The organism is Actinomadura sp. RB99, from assembly GCF_014706005.1.
Classification (GTDB): domain Bacteria; phylum Actinomycetota; class Actinomycetes; order Streptosporangiales; family Streptosporangiaceae; genus Spirillospora.
In genome coordinates this window covers 33,406-48,701 of the sequence record NZ_JABMCA010000011.1, presented here as the reverse complement: position 1 = coordinate 48,701, position 15,296 = coordinate 33,406, and the positions used below count along the sequence as shown (strand labels likewise).

The 15,296-nt window shown below is 72.1% G+C and carries 15 protein-coding genes; 11 read left to right on the top strand and 4 right to left on the bottom strand.

Annotated elements, in window-relative coordinates; all coding sequences use genetic code 11:
* Positions 1–48: 48 nt before the first annotated feature.
* A complete protein-coding gene (gene era, locus amrb99_RS12985) occupies positions 49–963 on the top strand; it encodes a GTPase Era (protein WP_190856283.1) in 915 nt (304 codons plus the stop codon).
* Between the two features lie 12 nt (positions 964–975).
* Here era and amrb99_RS12980 read toward each other — a convergent pair whose 3' ends face one another.
* Positions 976–1,884, bottom strand: a complete 909-nt coding sequence (locus tag amrb99_RS12980) for a hypothetical protein (RefSeq protein WP_190856181.1) — start codon at positions 1,882–1,884, stop codon at positions 976–978.
* A 101-nt stretch (positions 1,885–1,985) separates the two neighbouring features.
* Between amrb99_RS12980 and amrb99_RS12975 the strand changes: the two genes are divergently transcribed.
* The 8 genes from amrb99_RS12975 to amrb99_RS12940 all read left to right on the top strand — a co-directional run bounded on the left by amrb99_RS12975 (position 1,986) and on the right by amrb99_RS12940 (position 11,556).
* Positions 1,986–2,597: a TerB family tellurite resistance protein gene (locus amrb99_RS12975; RefSeq protein WP_190856180.1), complete on the top strand. Its 612-nt coding sequence runs from the start codon at positions 1,986–1,988 to the stop codon at positions 2,595–2,597.
* A 1-nt stretch (position 2,598) separates the two neighbouring features.
* Positions 2,599–3,375 carry a dimethylargininase gene (gene ddaH, locus amrb99_RS12970; RefSeq protein WP_190856179.1) on the top strand — a complete coding sequence of 259 codons (777 nt, stop codon included), beginning with the start codon at positions 2,599–2,601 and terminating at the stop codon, positions 3,373–3,375.
* 244 nt (positions 3,376–3,619) lie between these two features.
* Complete coding sequence (leuA, locus tag amrb99_RS12965; RefSeq protein WP_190856178.1) at positions 3,620–5,323, top strand: 2-isopropylmalate synthase; 1,704 nt, start codon at positions 3,620–3,622, stop codon at positions 5,321–5,323.
* A gap of 129 nt (positions 5,324–5,452) precedes the next feature.
* A complete protein-coding gene (locus amrb99_RS12960; protein WP_190856177.1) occupies positions 5,453–6,469 on the top strand; it encodes a LacI family DNA-binding transcriptional regulator in 1,017 nt (338 codons plus the stop codon).
* A gap of 192 nt (positions 6,470–6,661) precedes the next feature.
* Entirely contained in the window at positions 6,662–8,026 is a 1,365-nt protein-coding gene (locus tag amrb99_RS12955; RefSeq protein WP_190856176.1) for an extracellular solute-binding protein, read from the top strand.
* A gap of 122 nt (positions 8,027–8,148) precedes the next feature.
* Positions 8,149–9,081, top strand: a complete 933-nt coding sequence (locus amrb99_RS12950) for a sugar ABC transporter permease (protein ID WP_190856175.1) — start codon at positions 8,149–8,151, stop codon at positions 9,079–9,081.
* 2 nt (positions 9,082–9,083) lie between these two features.
* Complete coding sequence (locus amrb99_RS50980; RefSeq protein ID WP_190856174.1) at positions 9,084–9,962, top strand: ABC transporter permease subunit; 879 nt, start codon at positions 9,084–9,086, stop codon at positions 9,960–9,962.
* A 46-nt stretch (positions 9,963–10,008) separates the two neighbouring features.
* Positions 10,009–11,556, top strand: a complete 1,548-nt coding sequence (locus amrb99_RS12940) for a glycoside hydrolase family 13 protein (protein ID WP_190856173.1) — start codon at positions 10,009–10,011, stop codon at positions 11,554–11,556.
* Between the two features lie 136 nt (positions 11,557–11,692).
* Here amrb99_RS12940 and amrb99_RS12935 read toward each other — a convergent pair whose 3' ends face one another.
* Positions 11,693–12,043, bottom strand: coding sequence for a protealysin inhibitor emfourin (locus amrb99_RS12935; RefSeq protein WP_241755512.1), 351 nt, complete (start codon positions 12,041–12,043; stop codon positions 11,693–11,695).
* Positions 12,040–13,071 carry a M4 family metallopeptidase gene (locus amrb99_RS12930; protein WP_190856172.1) on the bottom strand — a complete coding sequence of 344 codons (1,032 nt, stop codon included), beginning with the start codon at positions 13,069–13,071 and terminating at the stop codon, positions 12,040–12,042. Before amrb99_RS12930 ends, amrb99_RS12935 begins: the two co-directional genes overlap by 4 nt.
* 185 nt (positions 13,072–13,256) lie before the next feature.
* On the opposite strand from amrb99_RS12930, the gene recO reads away from it, so the two are divergent.
* Together recO and amrb99_RS12920 are read left to right on the top strand one after the other, a co-directional pair.
* The gene (gene recO, locus amrb99_RS12925; protein ID WP_307800355.1) at positions 13,257–14,048 is read left to right on the top strand and encodes a DNA repair protein RecO; all 792 of its coding nucleotides are present in this window, start codon (positions 13,257–13,259) and stop codon (positions 14,046–14,048) included.
* A complete protein-coding gene (locus amrb99_RS12920) occupies positions 14,045–14,845 on the top strand; it encodes an isoprenyl transferase (RefSeq protein ID WP_190856171.1) in 801 nt (266 codons plus the stop codon). The genes recO and amrb99_RS12920 overlap by 4 nt, the downstream gene beginning before the upstream one ends.
* A gap of 13 nt (positions 14,846–14,858) precedes the next feature.
* Here the strand turns inward: amrb99_RS12920 and amrb99_RS12915 are convergent, their stop codons facing one another.
* Complete coding sequence (locus amrb99_RS12915; protein ID WP_190856170.1) at positions 14,859–15,284, bottom strand: OsmC family protein; 426 nt, start codon at positions 15,282–15,284, stop codon at positions 14,859–14,861.
* Positions 15,285–15,296: the final 12 nt, after the last annotated feature.

Sequence of the window (15,296 nt, the reverse complement as noted above, 5' to 3'; positions counted from 1 at the left end):
GGTCCCGGGGTGGGCGACAATTGGGGGGTGACGAGCAGCGGAGACGTGATGGGCGCGGCCGCGCCCGAGGGGTACCGGGCGGGGTTCGCCTGCTTCATCGGGCGGCCCAACGTGGGGAAGTCGACCCTGATGAACGCGCTGGTCGGCACCAAGGTGGCGATCACCAGCAGCCGGCCGCAGACGACCCGGCGGGCGATCCGCGGGATCGTGCACCGGCCGGACGCGCAGCTCGTCGTGGTCGACACGCCGGGCCTGCACAAGCCCCGCACGCTGCTGGGGGAGCGGCTGGACAGCCTCGTCCGGTCCACGCTGACCGAGGTGGACGTGATCGGGTTCTGCGTCCCGGCGGACCAGCCCGTCGGCCCCGGCGACAAGTACATCGCGCGGGAGCTGGCGGCGGTGAAGCGGACGCCGGTGGTGGCGATCGTCACCAAGACCGACCTCGCCGCGCCCGAGCAGGTCGCCGAGCAGCTCCTCGCGGTGGGGCGGCTCGGCGAGTTCGCCGACATCGTGCCGTGCTCGGCGGCGGACGGCTTCCAGGTCGGCCTCGTCGGCGACCTGCTGATCTCGCGGCTGCCCGAGGGCATGCCGCTGTACCCGGAGGGCGACCTCACCGACGAGCCCGAGCAGGTCCTCATCGGCGAGCTGATCCGCGAGGCGGCGCTGGAGGGCGTCCGCGACGAGCTGCCGCACTCGATCGCCGTCGTCGTGGACGAGATGAACCCGCGCGAGGGCCGCGACGACCTGATCGACGTCTACGCGCACCTGTTCGTAGAGCGGCCCAGCCAGAAGGGCATCATCATCGGGCACAAGGGCGCCCGGCTGCGCGAGGTGGGCGCGGCGGCGCGGCGGCAGATCGAGGCGCTGCTCGGCACGAAGGTCTTCCTCGACCTGCGGGTCAGCGTGCTCAAGGACTGGCAGCGCGACCCGAAGCAGCTGCGGCGGCTGGGCTTCTACGACTGACCGGTGCGGCGCTCACTCCTGTTCCGGCTGCGGCGACGGGCGGACGGACCCGCCGGAGGGCCGCTGATCGGACTGCGGCTCCTCGGCGTCGCGAGCACGGACCTGTGCCTCCTCGGAGCCCTGCGCCTCCGCGGTGCCGTGCTCTTCCACCGGAGGCCGGCCCCATGCCTGCGGCTCCTCGTGGCTCCGGCCCCACGCCTGCGCTTCCTGCGGCGTCCGGCCCCATGCCTGGGCCTCCTCGGGCCACGCGGCGCCCTGCTCGGCCCAGTACCGCTGCTGATCCGCGTACTGCTGCGCCGCCGCGTACTGCTGCGCGTCGTACTCCTGCCCTTCGCCGCCCCTGCCCGCGAGCCGGTCGGAGATGGGGCGGACGAGGCTGAAGACGGCCAGCAGCAGGCTCATCGCGACCGCCAGGAACCAGCCGTACCGGAGGCTGACCTGGTAGGTGAGGTTCAGCCCGTAGTTCGGCATCCGGTCGGGCACGCCGCCGAGCCGCAGCACGAAGATGCCGCACGTGACCAGCGACAGCACGGCCGGGACAGCGGCGAGCGCGCCGATCCGCGGGTCCCGGGCGACCAGGTTCCAGAACGCCATCACGATCGCCACGACCGCCAGCACGGGGACCGCGAGGACGAGGTTGTCGGCGTCGATGCCGGCCACGCTGCCCTGGTCGCGGACGAGGGACCGGCCGAACAGGTCGAGGACGGTCTGGGCGTGCGCCCACGGCAGGAACGCCGACACCACCAGGACGGCGGAGGCGGCGATCACGGCGAGGTCCCAGCCGGCGCGGCGCGGCGGCGCGGGCGGCTCCGGCGGCGGGCCGGGCTCGGCGGGCACCGCGTCCGGCGGCGCCCCCTCGGGCGGCAGGAAGGACGGCCGCGGCCGCGCGCGGCCGGCGTCGGAACCCAGGTCACCGGTCATGGACCCAGCGTAAACGGAGCGGCCGGGTTCGCCGGGACGGCCACGGCGGCGGCGCCGGGTCGGTACTTTGGAGCGGAGTCCGTTTTGGGAGGAGAGCCCCGGTGTTGCTCGTTTTCGGGCTGACGGTCGTCTTCCGGACCGTCGGCGAAGGCACGTTCCACTGCCCGCAGTGCGGTGGCGACCGCGCCTACCGGAGGCGGGCCGCGCGGCGCTGGTTCAGCCCGTTCTTCGTGCCGCTGATCCCGCTGTGGCGGCTCGGGCACGCGGTGGAGTGCCGCTCGTGCCGCGGCCGGTTCCCGGTGTCGGTGCTGCGGGCGCCGACCGCGCAGCAGATGGCGGCGGCGCTGCCCGCCGGCATGCGCGCTGCCGCGGCGCTGGTGCTGCGCTCGGGCGCGCCGGAGGACGACGCGGCCCGCGCCCGCGCGATCGAGACCGTCACCCGCTACGGGGAGCCGGACTACGACGACGACGCCATCGACGCCGACCTGGTGGTGGCGCCGGTGTTCCTGGGCCAGGAGGTCGAGCGGGCGGGTGCCCATCTCGCCGTGGAGGCGAAGGAGTGGTTCCTCGCCGAGGCCGTCCGCATCGCGCTGGCGGACGGCCCGCTCGACGAGGGGGAGCGGCAGGCGCTGCACGCCGTCGCCGAGCTGCTCGGCATGTCCCGCGCGTACGCGCTGGGCGTGATCGTCACCACCGAGGGGGCGTCCCGCTGACATGGGGCCCGCCGATGCCCGGCCCGATCCCGGCACCGCCCTGGTGCGGCCGCCGGGGCCGCGGCTCGCCGAGGGGATCGTCACGCACATCGGGCGCCGGCCGGTCGACACGGCGCTCGCCGCGCGGCAGCACGAGGCGTACGTCGCGGCGCTGCGGGCGTCCGGGCGGCGGGTGCGGGCGGTGCCGCCGGCCGACGACCATCCGGACGCGGTGTTCGTCGAGGACACGGTGGTGGTCTGCGGCGACCTGGCGGTGCTCGGCAGGTCGGGGGAGCCGCGCCGGCGCGGCGAGACGTCCGGCACCGAGCAGGCGGTGCGCGAGCTGGGGCTGCGGGTGGAGCGGATCAAGGCGCCGGGCACCCTGGACGGCGGGGACGTGCTGCGCGTCGGCGACACCGTGTACGTGGGGCGCGGCGCCCGCACCAACGAGGAGGGCATCTGCCAGCTCGCCCACCTGCTGGGCGGGCGGCGGGTGGTGCCCGTCGACACGCGGGGCTGCCTGCACCTGAAGTCGGCGATGACGGCGCTGCCCGACGGCAGCCTCGTCGGGGTGCCGGAGATGGTGGACACCTCGGTGCTGCCGTTCATCCGGGTCGTCCCGGAGCCGGCGGGCGCGCACGTGGTGCCGCTCGGCCCCGACCATGTGCTGATGTCGGCGTCCGCGCCGCGCACGGCCGCGCGGTTCGCCGCGGACGGGCTGCGGGTGACCAGCGTCGACATCAGCGAGTTCGAGGCCCTGGAGGGCTGCGTGACCTGCCTGTCCGTGCTCGTCCCGTGACGGGGCGGCCGGGAATGCGCGGTGGGCCGGACGCCGTTGGAGGAGACGGCAGAGGCCCCTGGTGTCTCAGTATGCGGACGTTGGTTTCCGTAACTGGGACGTCGTCTGTTACGTTGGCAGGCGTGTTGCGTGAGCTGCTCCTTCTTAGCGGCCGCAGCGGGGGCCTGTAACAAGGTCGGCTCCCTCGCTGCGGGACTTCGTTATGGACGTCGGCCGTGAGGTTCGAGCAGAGGGATCACATCGGATGTATCCGCGACAGCAGTCTTCCGGCATGCCGTTCGAGCGCTACCGGCCGTTCACCCCGGTCAAGCTGACGGACCGGACCTGGCCCGACAAGGTCATCACCGAGGCGCCCCGCTGGTGCGCGGTCGACCTGCGGGACGGCAACCAGGCACTGATCGACCCGATGGACGCGCACCGCAAGCTCAAGATGTTCGAGCTGCTGGTACGGATGGGCTACAAGGAGATCGAGGTCGGCTTCCCGGCGGCGAGCCAGACCGACTACGACTTCGTCCGGCAGATCATCGAGGAGGGCCGGATCCCCGACGACGTCGTGATCCAGGTCCTGACGCAGGCCCGCCCCGAGCTGATCGAGAAGACCTTCGAGGCGGTGCGCGGCGCCAAGCAGGCGATCGTCCACCTGTACAACTCGACCAGCACGCTGCAGCGCCGCGTGGTGTTCGGGCAGGACAAGGACGGCATCACCGCCATCGCGGTCGAGGGCGCGAAGCTGTGCGCCAAGCTCGCCGAGGACATGGGCGACACCGAGATCTACTTCGAGTACTCGCCGGAGTCGTTCACCGGCACCGAGCTGGAGTACGCGGTCGAGGTCTGCAACGCCGTCAACGACGTGTGGAAGCCGACGCCGGACCGGAAGGTCATCGTCAACCTGCCGGCGACGGTGGAGATGGCGACCCCGAACATCTACGCCGACCAGATCGAGTGGATGAACCGGAACCTGGCCTACCGGGACTCGGTCGTCCTGTCGCTGCACCCGCACAACGACCGCGGCACCGCCGTCGCCGCCGCCGAGCTCGGCTACATGGCGGGCGCCGACCGCATCGAGGGGTGCCTGTTCGGCAACGGCGAGCGCACCGGCAACGTGTGCCTGGTCACCCTGGGCCTGAACCTGTTCACCCAGGGCGTCGACCCGCAGATCGACTTCTCCGACATCGACGAGATCCGCCGGACGGTCGAGTACTGCAACCAGCTGCCCGTGCACGAGCGGCACCCCTACGGCGGCGACCTGGTCTACACCGCCTTCTCCGGCTCCCATCAGGACGCCATCAACAAGGGCTTCGACCACCTCAAGCGCGACGCCGAGGCCGCCGGGGTCCCGGTGGACGACCACCGCTGGGAGGTCCCGTACCTGCCGATCGACCCGCACGACGTCGGCCGCACCTACGAGGCCGTCATCCGGGTCAACAGCCAGTCCGGCAAGGGCGGCGTCGCCTACATCATGAAGACCGAGCACTCGCTGGAGCTGCCGCGCCGGCTGCAGATCGAGTTCTCCCGGGTGGTGCAGGAGCACACCGACGACCAGGGCGGCGAGGTCACGCCCGAGCGGATGTGGGAGATCTTCGAGGCGGAGTTCCTCGCCAACGGGCCGCGCGTCGGGCTGCTGGCGCACCGCGCCACGTCCCGCGTGGACGAGAAGGACGTGCTCAGCTGCGACGTCCGGGTGGACGGCGAGATCCGCGAGATCGAGGGCGTCGGGAACGGCCCGGTGTCGGCGTTCGAGGACGCGCTCTCGTCCGTCGGGGTCGGCGTGCGGGTGCTGGACTACGCCGAGCACGCGATGAGCGCGGGCGGCGACGCGCGCGCCGCCGCGTACGTCGAGTGCGACGTCAACGGCACGACGGTGTGGGGCGTCGGCATCGACGGCAACATCGTCACCGCCTCCCTGAAGGCCATGCTCTCCGCGGTGAACCGGGTCTCCAGGGCCTGATCTCCTTCGGCGCCTCGCCGTGCCCCGGCCGTGACGACCTCACGCGCCGGGGCACGGCCATGTCGGACCGCGGTAGCCGGTCCGCAAGGAACGCAAGCGGTTTGCAAGCCGACGTCGTATAGTTGCGGCATGACACGTCGACTGGCCGAGGTCGCCAAGAAGGTCGGGGTCAGCGAGGCCACCGTCAGCCGCGTCCTGAACGACAAGCCGGGCGTCTCCGACGCGACCCGCGCCGCCGTCCTGACCGCGCTGGACGTGCTGGGCTACGAGCGCCCGACCCAGCTGCGCGGCGAGCGGGCCCGGCTGGTCGGCCTGGTGCTGCCGGAGCTCGGCAACCCGATCTTCCCCGCGCTGGCCGAGGTGGTCGGCGGCGCGCTCGCCCAGCGCGGGTTCACGCCGGTGCTGTGTACGCTGACGCCGGGCGGCCTGTCGGAGGCCGACTACGTGGAGATGCTGCTGCAGCAGCAGGCGTCCGGGGTGATCTTCGCGGGCGGGCTGTACGCCGAGGCGGACGCCCCGCACGACCACTACCACCGGCTGCTGGACGTGCGGCTGCCCGTCGTGCTGGTCAACGCGGCCAGCGAGAAGCTCAGCTTCCCGCAGGCGTCGACGGACGACGCCGTCGCCGCCGAGCAGGCGTTCGCGCACCTGCTGTCGCTCGGCCACGAGCGCATCGGCATGGTCCTCGGGCCGGAGGACCACGTGCCGTCCAACCGCAAGCTCTCCGCCGCCCGCGCCGCGGCCGAGCGCGCCGGCGTCGACCTGCCCGGCGCGTGGGTGCGGCGCAGCATGTTCTCCCTGGAGGGCGGCCAGGCGGTCACCGGACGGCTGATCCGCGACGGCGTCACCGGCGTCATCTGCGCCAGCGACCCCCTCGCGCTCGGGGTCATCCGCGCCGTGCGGCGGCTCGGCATGGCGGTGCCCGACGATGTTTCGGTCGTGGGCTATGACGACTCGGCGTTCATGAATTGCGTGAACCCGCCGCTCACCACCGTCCGGCAGCCTATCGAGTCGATCGGGCGCGCCGCCGTGACGCTGCTGGTGAGCCAGGTGGAGGGCGGGCCGGTCGCGGCCGAGGAACTGCTCTACGAGCCGGAGCTGGTCGTGCGCGCCTCCACCGCGCGGGTCAGGACCGTGCCCGCCTGATCCGCGCCCCCATCCGGACCGTCCGAAAGCCGCCCGTACGCCGGGCGGCTTTCGTCGTTCTGCACCCGCTTTCGGGCTGAATCCCGCCTCTTGTTGAGTTCTTGCGAATATTCATTCATCTATTGCACTGTGATGTTGGTCTCTGTATGTTCCTCGCAATCGGCCGACCCAACGGCCCAGGAGGGAACCCCCATGAGATCCCGGATTCTCGCCACCGCGCTCGCCGCGGCCCTCGGCGCCACCGTCGCCGGCTGCGGCGGGGACGGCTCCGGTGGCAAGGACACCGCGCCCCTGGACGCCGGCACCAAGGTGTCGATCACGGTCGGCTGCATGCCGGCCAAGAGCCAGGCCGCGCAGCGCAAGGAGTGGCTGGAGGACGTCGCCGCCTTCCAGAAGCTGCATCCCAACATCACGGTCGTCGGCAAGGACGCCTTCCCCTGCATCGACCCGAACACCTTCCAGGCGAAGCTGGCGGGCGGGCAGATGGAGGACGTCTACTACGTCTACTTCACCGACGTGCGCGGCATCATCGCCAACGGCCAGGCCGCCGACATCACCCCGTACATCGGGCAGTCCAAGCAGTACCCGAGCGTCGACCCGGCCGTGGAGAAGGTCTTCAAGGACGGCGGCAAGGTCTACGGCCTGCCCCGGCAGAACTACTCGATGGGCCTGTTCTACAACCGGACCCTGTTCAAGAAGGCCGGCCTCGATCCCGACCGGCCGCCGGCGACGTGGGCGGAGGTCCGCGAGGACGCCAAGAAGATCAGCGCCCTCGGCGGCGGGACCGTGGGGTACGCCGAGTTCAGCGCCAAGAACCAGGGCGGCTGGCACTTCGCCACCTCGATCTACAGCCAGGGCGGCGACATGGTCACCGCCGACGGCAGGAAGACGGCGTTCAACGGCCCGCAGGGCAAGGCCGTCCTGCAGAACCTCAAGGACATGCGCTGGACCGACGACTCGATGGGCAGCAAGCAGCTGCTCGTCGACGCCGACGTGCAGCGGATGATGGCGGCCGGGAAGCTCGGCATGTACCTCGGCGCCCCCGACAACGCGACCGCGCTGGTCGACCAGTTCAAGGGCAGGTACGACGACTACGGGATGGCGCCGATCCCCGGCTCGGCCGGCACGCTGATGGGCGGCGACGGCTACCTGTTCAGCCCCAAGGCGTCACCGGAGAAGATCAAGGCCGGGCTGATGTGGCTCGACTACTACGCGCTCACCCCCGGCCAGGGCCAGCTGAACTACGCGCGCGCCGCGAAGGACGGCCGTCCCGTCGGCATCCCGCAGCCGAAGCTGTTCGGCCAGAACGCGACGGGGGAGAAGGACCGGCAGCTGCGCGCGGACGCCGCGAACCTGCCCGTCGCGAACTTCAAACCGTACGAGGACGCCTACGCCAGGGTGCCCGGGAAGCTGGAGCCGCCGCAGGCCCAGCAGCTCTACACGATCCTCGACTCGGTCGTCCAGGCCGTGCTGACCAGGCGCGACGCGAACATCGACCAGCTCCTCGCGGACGCGCAGAAGAAGGCCGACGCCGCGCTGGCGCGGTCGGGGAACTGACGCCCGCACCTCCGGGGCGCCGGCCCGCGCACCGCACGAACGGACGCGCACCGTACTGGACGCACCGCATCGGTGCACCGCGCCGGCGCCCCGGACCCGCCGTCCCACACCTGGAGTGACAGATGACCACAGCGCGGACGCTCGTCCGCCCCGCCGCCGCCCGGTCGAGGCGGCGCCCCTCGCGCACCCGGCGCACCGTGAAGCGCAACCTGACCGCGTACGGGTTCCTGTGCGGGGCGCTGATCTGCTTCGCGTTCTTCTCCTGGTATCCGATCGTCCGCGAGGTGCTGCTCAGCTTCCAGAAGACGAACTTCGTCGGCGAGGCACGCTGGGTCGGGTTCGACAACTTCCGCACCGTGCTCGCCGACCCCGGATTCGTGGACGCGTGGGTCAACACGGCGGAGTTCACGCTGCTCGCGCTGGTCGTCGGGTACGTCGTCCCGTTCGCCATCGCGATCGTGCTGAACGAGCTGAAGCACGCCCGCGCCTACCTGCGGTTCGTCGTGTACCTGCCGGTGATGCTGCCCCCGGCGGTCGCGGTGCTGCTGTTCAAGTGGTTCTACGACCCGGGGCCCGGCCTGTTCAACCAGATCCTGCACGCCGCCCGCCTGCCCGGGCTGAGCTGGCTCGACTCGACGAGCACCGCGCTGGTCTCGCTGGTGATCGTGTCGACGTGGATGAACCTCGGCAGCGGGACGCTCATCTACCTGGCGGCGCTCCAGTCCATCCCCGGCGAGCTGTACGAGGCGGCGGAGCTGGACGGCGCCGGGCTGTTCCGCCGGATCCGGCACATCACGATCCCGCAGACCCGGCTGATCCTGCTGGTGATGCTGCTCCTGCAGATCATCGCGACGATGCAGGTGTTCATCGAGCCGTACCTGCTGACCGGCGGCGGCCCCGAGGGCTCCACCGTCACCGTCGCGTACCTGATGTACCAGTACGCGTTCAACTTCACCAACTTCGGCGGCGGCGGCGCGCTCGGCCTGATGCTGATGCTCGTCCTGATGCTGTTCTCCGCCGTCTACTTGCGCGTCTCGCGCGAGGAGGCGAGGTAGCCGTGGCGGAGACCCGCACCCTCGTCTCGCCGCACACGCTCGGCACCCGGCGCGGCAAGGCGATCTACTGGACGACCCTCGTCTCGATCGTCGTGGTCTTCACGTTCGTGTTCGTGTTCCCGCTGTACTGGATGGTCACCGGCGCGATGAAGTCGCCGGACGAGCTGGCCGACGTCCCGCCGGGCGTCTTCCCGCACCACTTCGACCTGTCCGGGTACCGGGAGGCGTGGCGGCAGCTCGACCTCGGCCTGTACCTGCGCAACACGCTCGTCTACGCGTTCGGCGCCTGGCTGTTCACGATGGGCGTCGACGTCACCGCCGCGTACGCGCTGTCGAAGCTGCGGCCGATGTTCGGCCGGGCCGTGCTCGGGCTGATGCTGGCGACGCTGATGGTCCCGCCGATGGTGATCCTGCTGCCCGCCTACCTGACCGTGAAGGACCTGCCGCTCCTGCACGTCGACCTGCTGAACACCCCGTGGGCGATCTGGCTGCCGGCCGCCGCGAACGCGTTCAACATCTTCCTGCTCAAGCGGTTCTTCGACTCGATCCCCACCGAGCTGCTCCAGGCGGCGGAGGTGGACGGCGCCTCGCCCGCGCGCATCCTCTGGTCGGTGGTGCTGCCGGTGTCGCGGCCGATCCTCGGCGTCGTGTCGATCTTCACGATCGTCAACGTGTGGCGCGACTTCGTCTGGCCGCTGCTGGTGCTGCCCGACTCGCAGCGCAAGACGATCAGCGTCGCGATCTCGTCGCTGGCGGTGCAGGTGCCGCAGAACGTGCTGATCGGCTCGCTGGTGATCGCCAGCGTGCCCACCATCGTCGTCTTCTTCGTCTTCCAGCGGCACATCATGGCCGGCCTCACGGCGGGCGGCCTGAAGGGCTGACCCCCGCCCGGCCGTCCCCCTCCGTTAACGAGCAAGGAGTACTCGCATGCCCGAATCATGGTGGCGTGGCGCGGTGATCTACCAGGTGTACCCGCGCAGCTTCGCCGACGGGAACGGCGACGGCGTCGGCGACCTCGCCGGGCTGCGCGACCGGCTGCCCTACCTCGCCGGGCTCGGCGTCGACGCGCTGTGGCTGAACCCGTGGTACCCGTCCCCGATGGCGGACGGCGGCTACGACGTCGCCGACTACCGGGACGTCGAGGCGGTGTTCGGCACGCTCGCCGAGGCCGAGGCGTTCATCGGCGAGGCGCACGGAGCGGGCCTGCGGGTCATCCTGGACGTGGTGCCCAACCACGCCTCGGACCAGTCGGCCTGGTTCCGGGAGGCGCTGGCCGCCGGGCCCGGCTCGCCCGAGCGGGAGCGTTTCTGGTTCCGTCCCGGACGCGGCGACGGGCCGCCCAACGACTGGCGGTCCATCTTCGGCGGCCCCGCCTGGACCCGCGTCCCGGACGGCGAGTGGTACCTGCACCTGTTCGCCCCGGAGCAGCCCGACTTCAACTGGAACAGCCCCGACGTCGTCCGCGAGTTCCACGATGTGCTGCGGTTCTGGTACGACCGCGGCGTGGACGGCATCCGGATCGACTCGGCGGCGCTGCTGGTCAAGGACCCGGACGCCGAACCGGACGGCAGCGACCCCTACACCGACCGCGACGGCGTCCACGACATCTACCGGGGCTGGCGGAAGGTCACCGACGAGTACCCCGGCCGGATGCTCGTCGGCGAGGTGTGGCTGCCCGACCAGGAGCGCTTCGCCCGCTACCTGCGGCCCGACGAGATGCACACCGCGTTCAACTTCGACTTCCTGAACTGCGCGTTCGAGCCGCACGCGCTCCGCAAGGTGATCGACACGACGCTCGCCACGCACGTCCCGCTCGGCGCGTCCCCGACCTGGGTGCTGGCGAACCACGACGTCGTCCGGCCCGTCACCCGCTACGGCCGCGCCGACACCTCGTTCGACCTCCAGGACCGCCGGCACGGTGCGCCCACCGACCGGGCGCTCGGGGTGCGGCGGGCGCGCGCGGCGGCGCTGCTGGCGATGGCGCTGCCCGGCGCCGTCTACATCTACCAGGGCGAGGAGCTCGGGCTGCCCGAGGTCGAGGACCTCCCGGACGAGCTGCGCCAGGACCCGATCTGGCACCGGTCCGGGCACACCGACCCGGGCCGCGACGGGTGCCGCGTGCCGCTGCCGTGGTCGGGTGACCGGCCGCCGTTCGGGTTCGGCGGCGACCCGTGGCTGCCGCAGCCCGCCGACTGGAAGGACCTGACCGTCGAGGCGCAGGAGCCCGACCCGGGGTCGATGCTGAACCTCTACCGCGCCGCGCTCGCGCTCCGCCGCGAGCACCTCGGCGACGGCGGGATGGCGTGGCTGCCGTCGGAGGAGAACGTGCTCGCCTTCACCCGCGACTCGGGCCTGACCTGCGCGGTCAACCTCGGCCCGGCTCCCGTGCCGGTCCCGTCCGGCGAGGTCCTGCTGGCGAGCGGCCCTCTGCCGGACGGCCTCCTGCCGCCCGACACCGCCGTCTGGACCCGCTGACCCGCTCCGCCGGGCCGGGGCGCGGGAACGCGGGTGCCGGGGTGCGGGGTGCGGGGGCGCGGGGTGCCGGGGCGCGGGGTGCCGGGCGGCACCCGCGTTCCCGGCCGCCCGCGCGCTCCGCGCGGATCCGGCGGCGTCAGCCCGGCTGCTGGCGGCCCAGGACGTGGTGGACGAGCTCGCGGAGCGGTCCGCTGAGCTGGGCCTCGCCGACGGTGGCGTGCCGGTCGTCGATGTCGATGTCGTAGACGAACTGGTCGGGGATCCGGCCCGGCGGCGGCACCGACCCCAGATCGACCCGGCCGACCAGCCGGGCGAGCATCGGATCGGTCGCACTGTCGGCCTCGCCCCGCCGCCGGATCCCGGCGAACCCGCCACTGCGGACGACCGTCACCTTCACCGCACCGTCACCCTCACCGCACGTCACCGTCCCACGCCGTCCCGCGCCGTCCTCCGGCCGCACCTCTTCCGGCGACCGGTTCGCCCTCATCGTGTGACGCCTACCCCTTTCCAGGCGTCGCTCACCGCGGTGGTCTCCGCGGCGTTCGCGCCGTAGAGCCGGGTCGCGGTCTGCACCGTCGCCGCCGCGAACCCCGCGAAGTCGATCGCGCTCGCCAGCGACCCGCCGGTAAGGGTCTCGTACCAGACGCGCCCGGCCTTCTCCCATGCGTGCCCGCCGATCGCCGAGGCCGCGAGGTAGAACGCGCGGTTCGGGATGCCGGAGTTGGTGTGGACGCCGCCGTTGTCCTCGTAGGTGTGGACGTAGCCGCTCATGTCGGCGGGCTGCGGGTCCTTGCCGAGCTGCGGGTCGTCGTAGGCGGTGCCGGGCGCCTTCATCGAGCGCAGCGCCACGCCGTGCACGCCGGCCGCGAGCAGCCCCTGCCCGATGAGCCAGTCGGCCTGGTCGGCGGTCTGGCCGAGGTGCCACTGCTTGATCAGGGAGCCGAAGACGTCGGAGACCGACTCGTTGAGCGCGCCGGACTGCCCCGAGTAGTCGAGGTTGGCGGTGTACTGCGTGACGCCGTGGGTCAGCTCGTGGCCGGTGACGTCGAGGGGGCCGGTGAAATCGGTGAAGATCGTCCCGTCGCCGTCGCCGTACACCATCTGCTCGCCGTTCCAGAAGGCGTTGTCGTACCGTTCGCCGTAGTGGACGGTCGAGATCATCTTGAGGCCGGCGCCGTCGATGGAGTTGCGGCCGTAGGCGGCCTCGTAGAACCCGAAGGTCGCGCCCAGCCAGTCGTAGGCCTGGTCGCAGGTCTTGTCGCCGGTGGCCGCGGCGCCCTCGGCGCGGACGGTCCTGCCGGGCAGCTTCTCCTTGTGCCCGGCGTCGGAGATCATCCGGTTCGGGGCGGCGGGACCGGCGGGGGCCGGCGCGGCGGCGGGGGTCGCCAGGCGGCGTTCGGTGGCGTGGGCGGAGGTGAGGGCCAGGGTGGCGCGGGCCCGCGCGCGCAGCGCCGGGTCGTCGGCGTTGCGCGCGATGCGCTCCAGCATGTGCGGCGGCACGATGTGGCATCTCATGCGTCCAACGCTGACAGCTCCTCGTGGGGCAGGCCACACCTTTGGCCGTCACCGCGCGGCCGAAACCGGTCACAAAGCGTGACCGGATCCCGGACGGACGGTGAATCCAGGGGCTTTGTGAAGATCCTGCGGAGATGCCGAGGCGGTGCAACGAGGCACCCGGGCGCGTGCGCGAGAATGAACGGGTGACCCTCTACCGCGACGAAGGCATCGTCCTGCGCACCCAGAAGCTGGGCGAGGCCGACCGCATCGTGACGGTGCTGACCCGGCGCAGCGGCCGGATCCGCGCCGCGGCGAAGGGGGTCCGCAAGACCAAGTCCCGTTTCGGCGCGCGGCTGGAGCCGTTCACGCACGTCGACCTCCAGCTGTACGAGCGCCGCTCGCTCGACCTGATCACCCAGGCCGAGACGCTGCGCCCGTACGGGGAGGCGCTGGTCACCGACTATCCCCGCTACACCGCGGGGACGGCGATGCTGGAGACCGCCGACAAGCTGGCCGGCGAGGAGGGCGAGCCCGCGCTGCGGCAGTTCCTGCTGCTGGTCGGCGGGCTGCGCACGCTCGCCGAGCGCGGCCACGACCCGCGGCTCGTCCTGGACGCCTTCCTGCTGCGCTCGCTGTCGGTCGCCGGGTGGGCCCCGGCGCTGGACGAGTGCTGCCGGTGCGGCACCCGCGGCGGGCTGCGCGGGTTCGCGATCGCGGCGGGCGGCGCGGTCTGCGCGAACTGCCGGCAGCCGGGCGCCGCGACGCCGGCGCCGCCGACGTTCGCGCTGATGCTGGCCCTGCTGCGCGGCGACTGGGAGTACGCCGACGCCAGCGAGCCGCGCCACCGGGTGGAGAGCAGCGGCCTCGTCGCCGCCTACCTGCAGTGGCATCTGGAACACGGGATCCGCTCGCTGCGGCACGTCGAGCGCGAGGGCGCCGGCGACCCGCCGGACGGCGCGGGCCGCAGCGACGACACCAACAGGGAGAGAGTGTGAGAAGGGCCGTTCTGCCCCCGGAACCGCATCGGGACGGCGCGACGCCGCCGCCGATCCCCGCGGATCTGGTGCCGAAGCACGTCGCCATCGTCATGGACGGCAACGGCCGCTGGGCCAAGGAGCGCGGGCTGCCGCGCACCGAGGGGCACAAGCGCGGCGAGGACTCGCTCTTCGACGTGATCATGGGCGCGATCGAGCTGGGCGTGCCGTACCTGTCGGCGTACGCGTTCTCCACCGAGAACTGGCGCCGCTCGCCGGACGAGGTCCGCTTCCTCATGGGCTTCAACCGGGACGTGATCCGCCGCCGCCGCGACCAGCTGCACTCCATGGGCGTGCGGGTCCGCTGGGCGGGCCGCCGACCCCGGCTGTGGCGCAGCGTCATCAAGGAGCTGGAGACGGCCGAGGAGATGACGCGCGACAACGACGTGCTGACCCTGCAGTTCTGCGTGAACTACGGCGGCCGCGCCGAGATCGCCGACGCCGCGGCCGCGATCGCCCGGGACGTCCGGGACGGCCGGCTGAACCCCGACAAGATCACCGAGAAGGTGTTCGCCCGCTACCTCGACGAGCCGGGCATCCCGGACGTCGACCTGTTCCTGCGGTCGTCGGGGGAGCAGCGCACCTCCAACTTCCTGCTCTGGCAGTCGGCGTACGCGGAGATGGTCTTCCTCGACACGCTGTGGCCCGACTTCGACCGCCGGCACCTCTGGCACGCCTGCGAGGTGTACGCCAGCCGGGACCGCCGGTACGGCGGTGCGCTCCCCAACCCGGTGGAGCCCACCGCCGCGACCGGCTGACGCGGGGCCCGGGTCAGACGAGCGCCGCGTCGAGGGTGATCGTGGTGCCCTTGAGGGCCTGGCTGACCGGGCAGTTCTCCTTGGCGTCCTGCGCGGCCTTCTCGAAGGCGTCGGCGGACAGGCCCGGGACGCTCGCCCGGACGGTCAGGTGGATCCCGGTGATGCCCTCGCCGGGCTGGAAGGTGACCTCGGCCTTGGTGTCCACCTTCTCCGGCGGGTTCCCGGCGCCGGCGAGGCCGTGCGAGAGCGCCATCGAGTAGCAGGTCGAGTGGGCCGCGGCGATCAGCTCCTCCGGGCTCGTGCGGCCGTTCGGCTCCTCGCTGCGCGAAGCCCACGTCACGTCGAACGTGCCGACCTTGGAGGAGTCCAGCGAGACCGTGCCCTGGCCGCTGAGGAGCGGCCCTTCCCAATGCGCGTTGGCGGTGCGTGTCGTAGCCATGATCCGATTGTC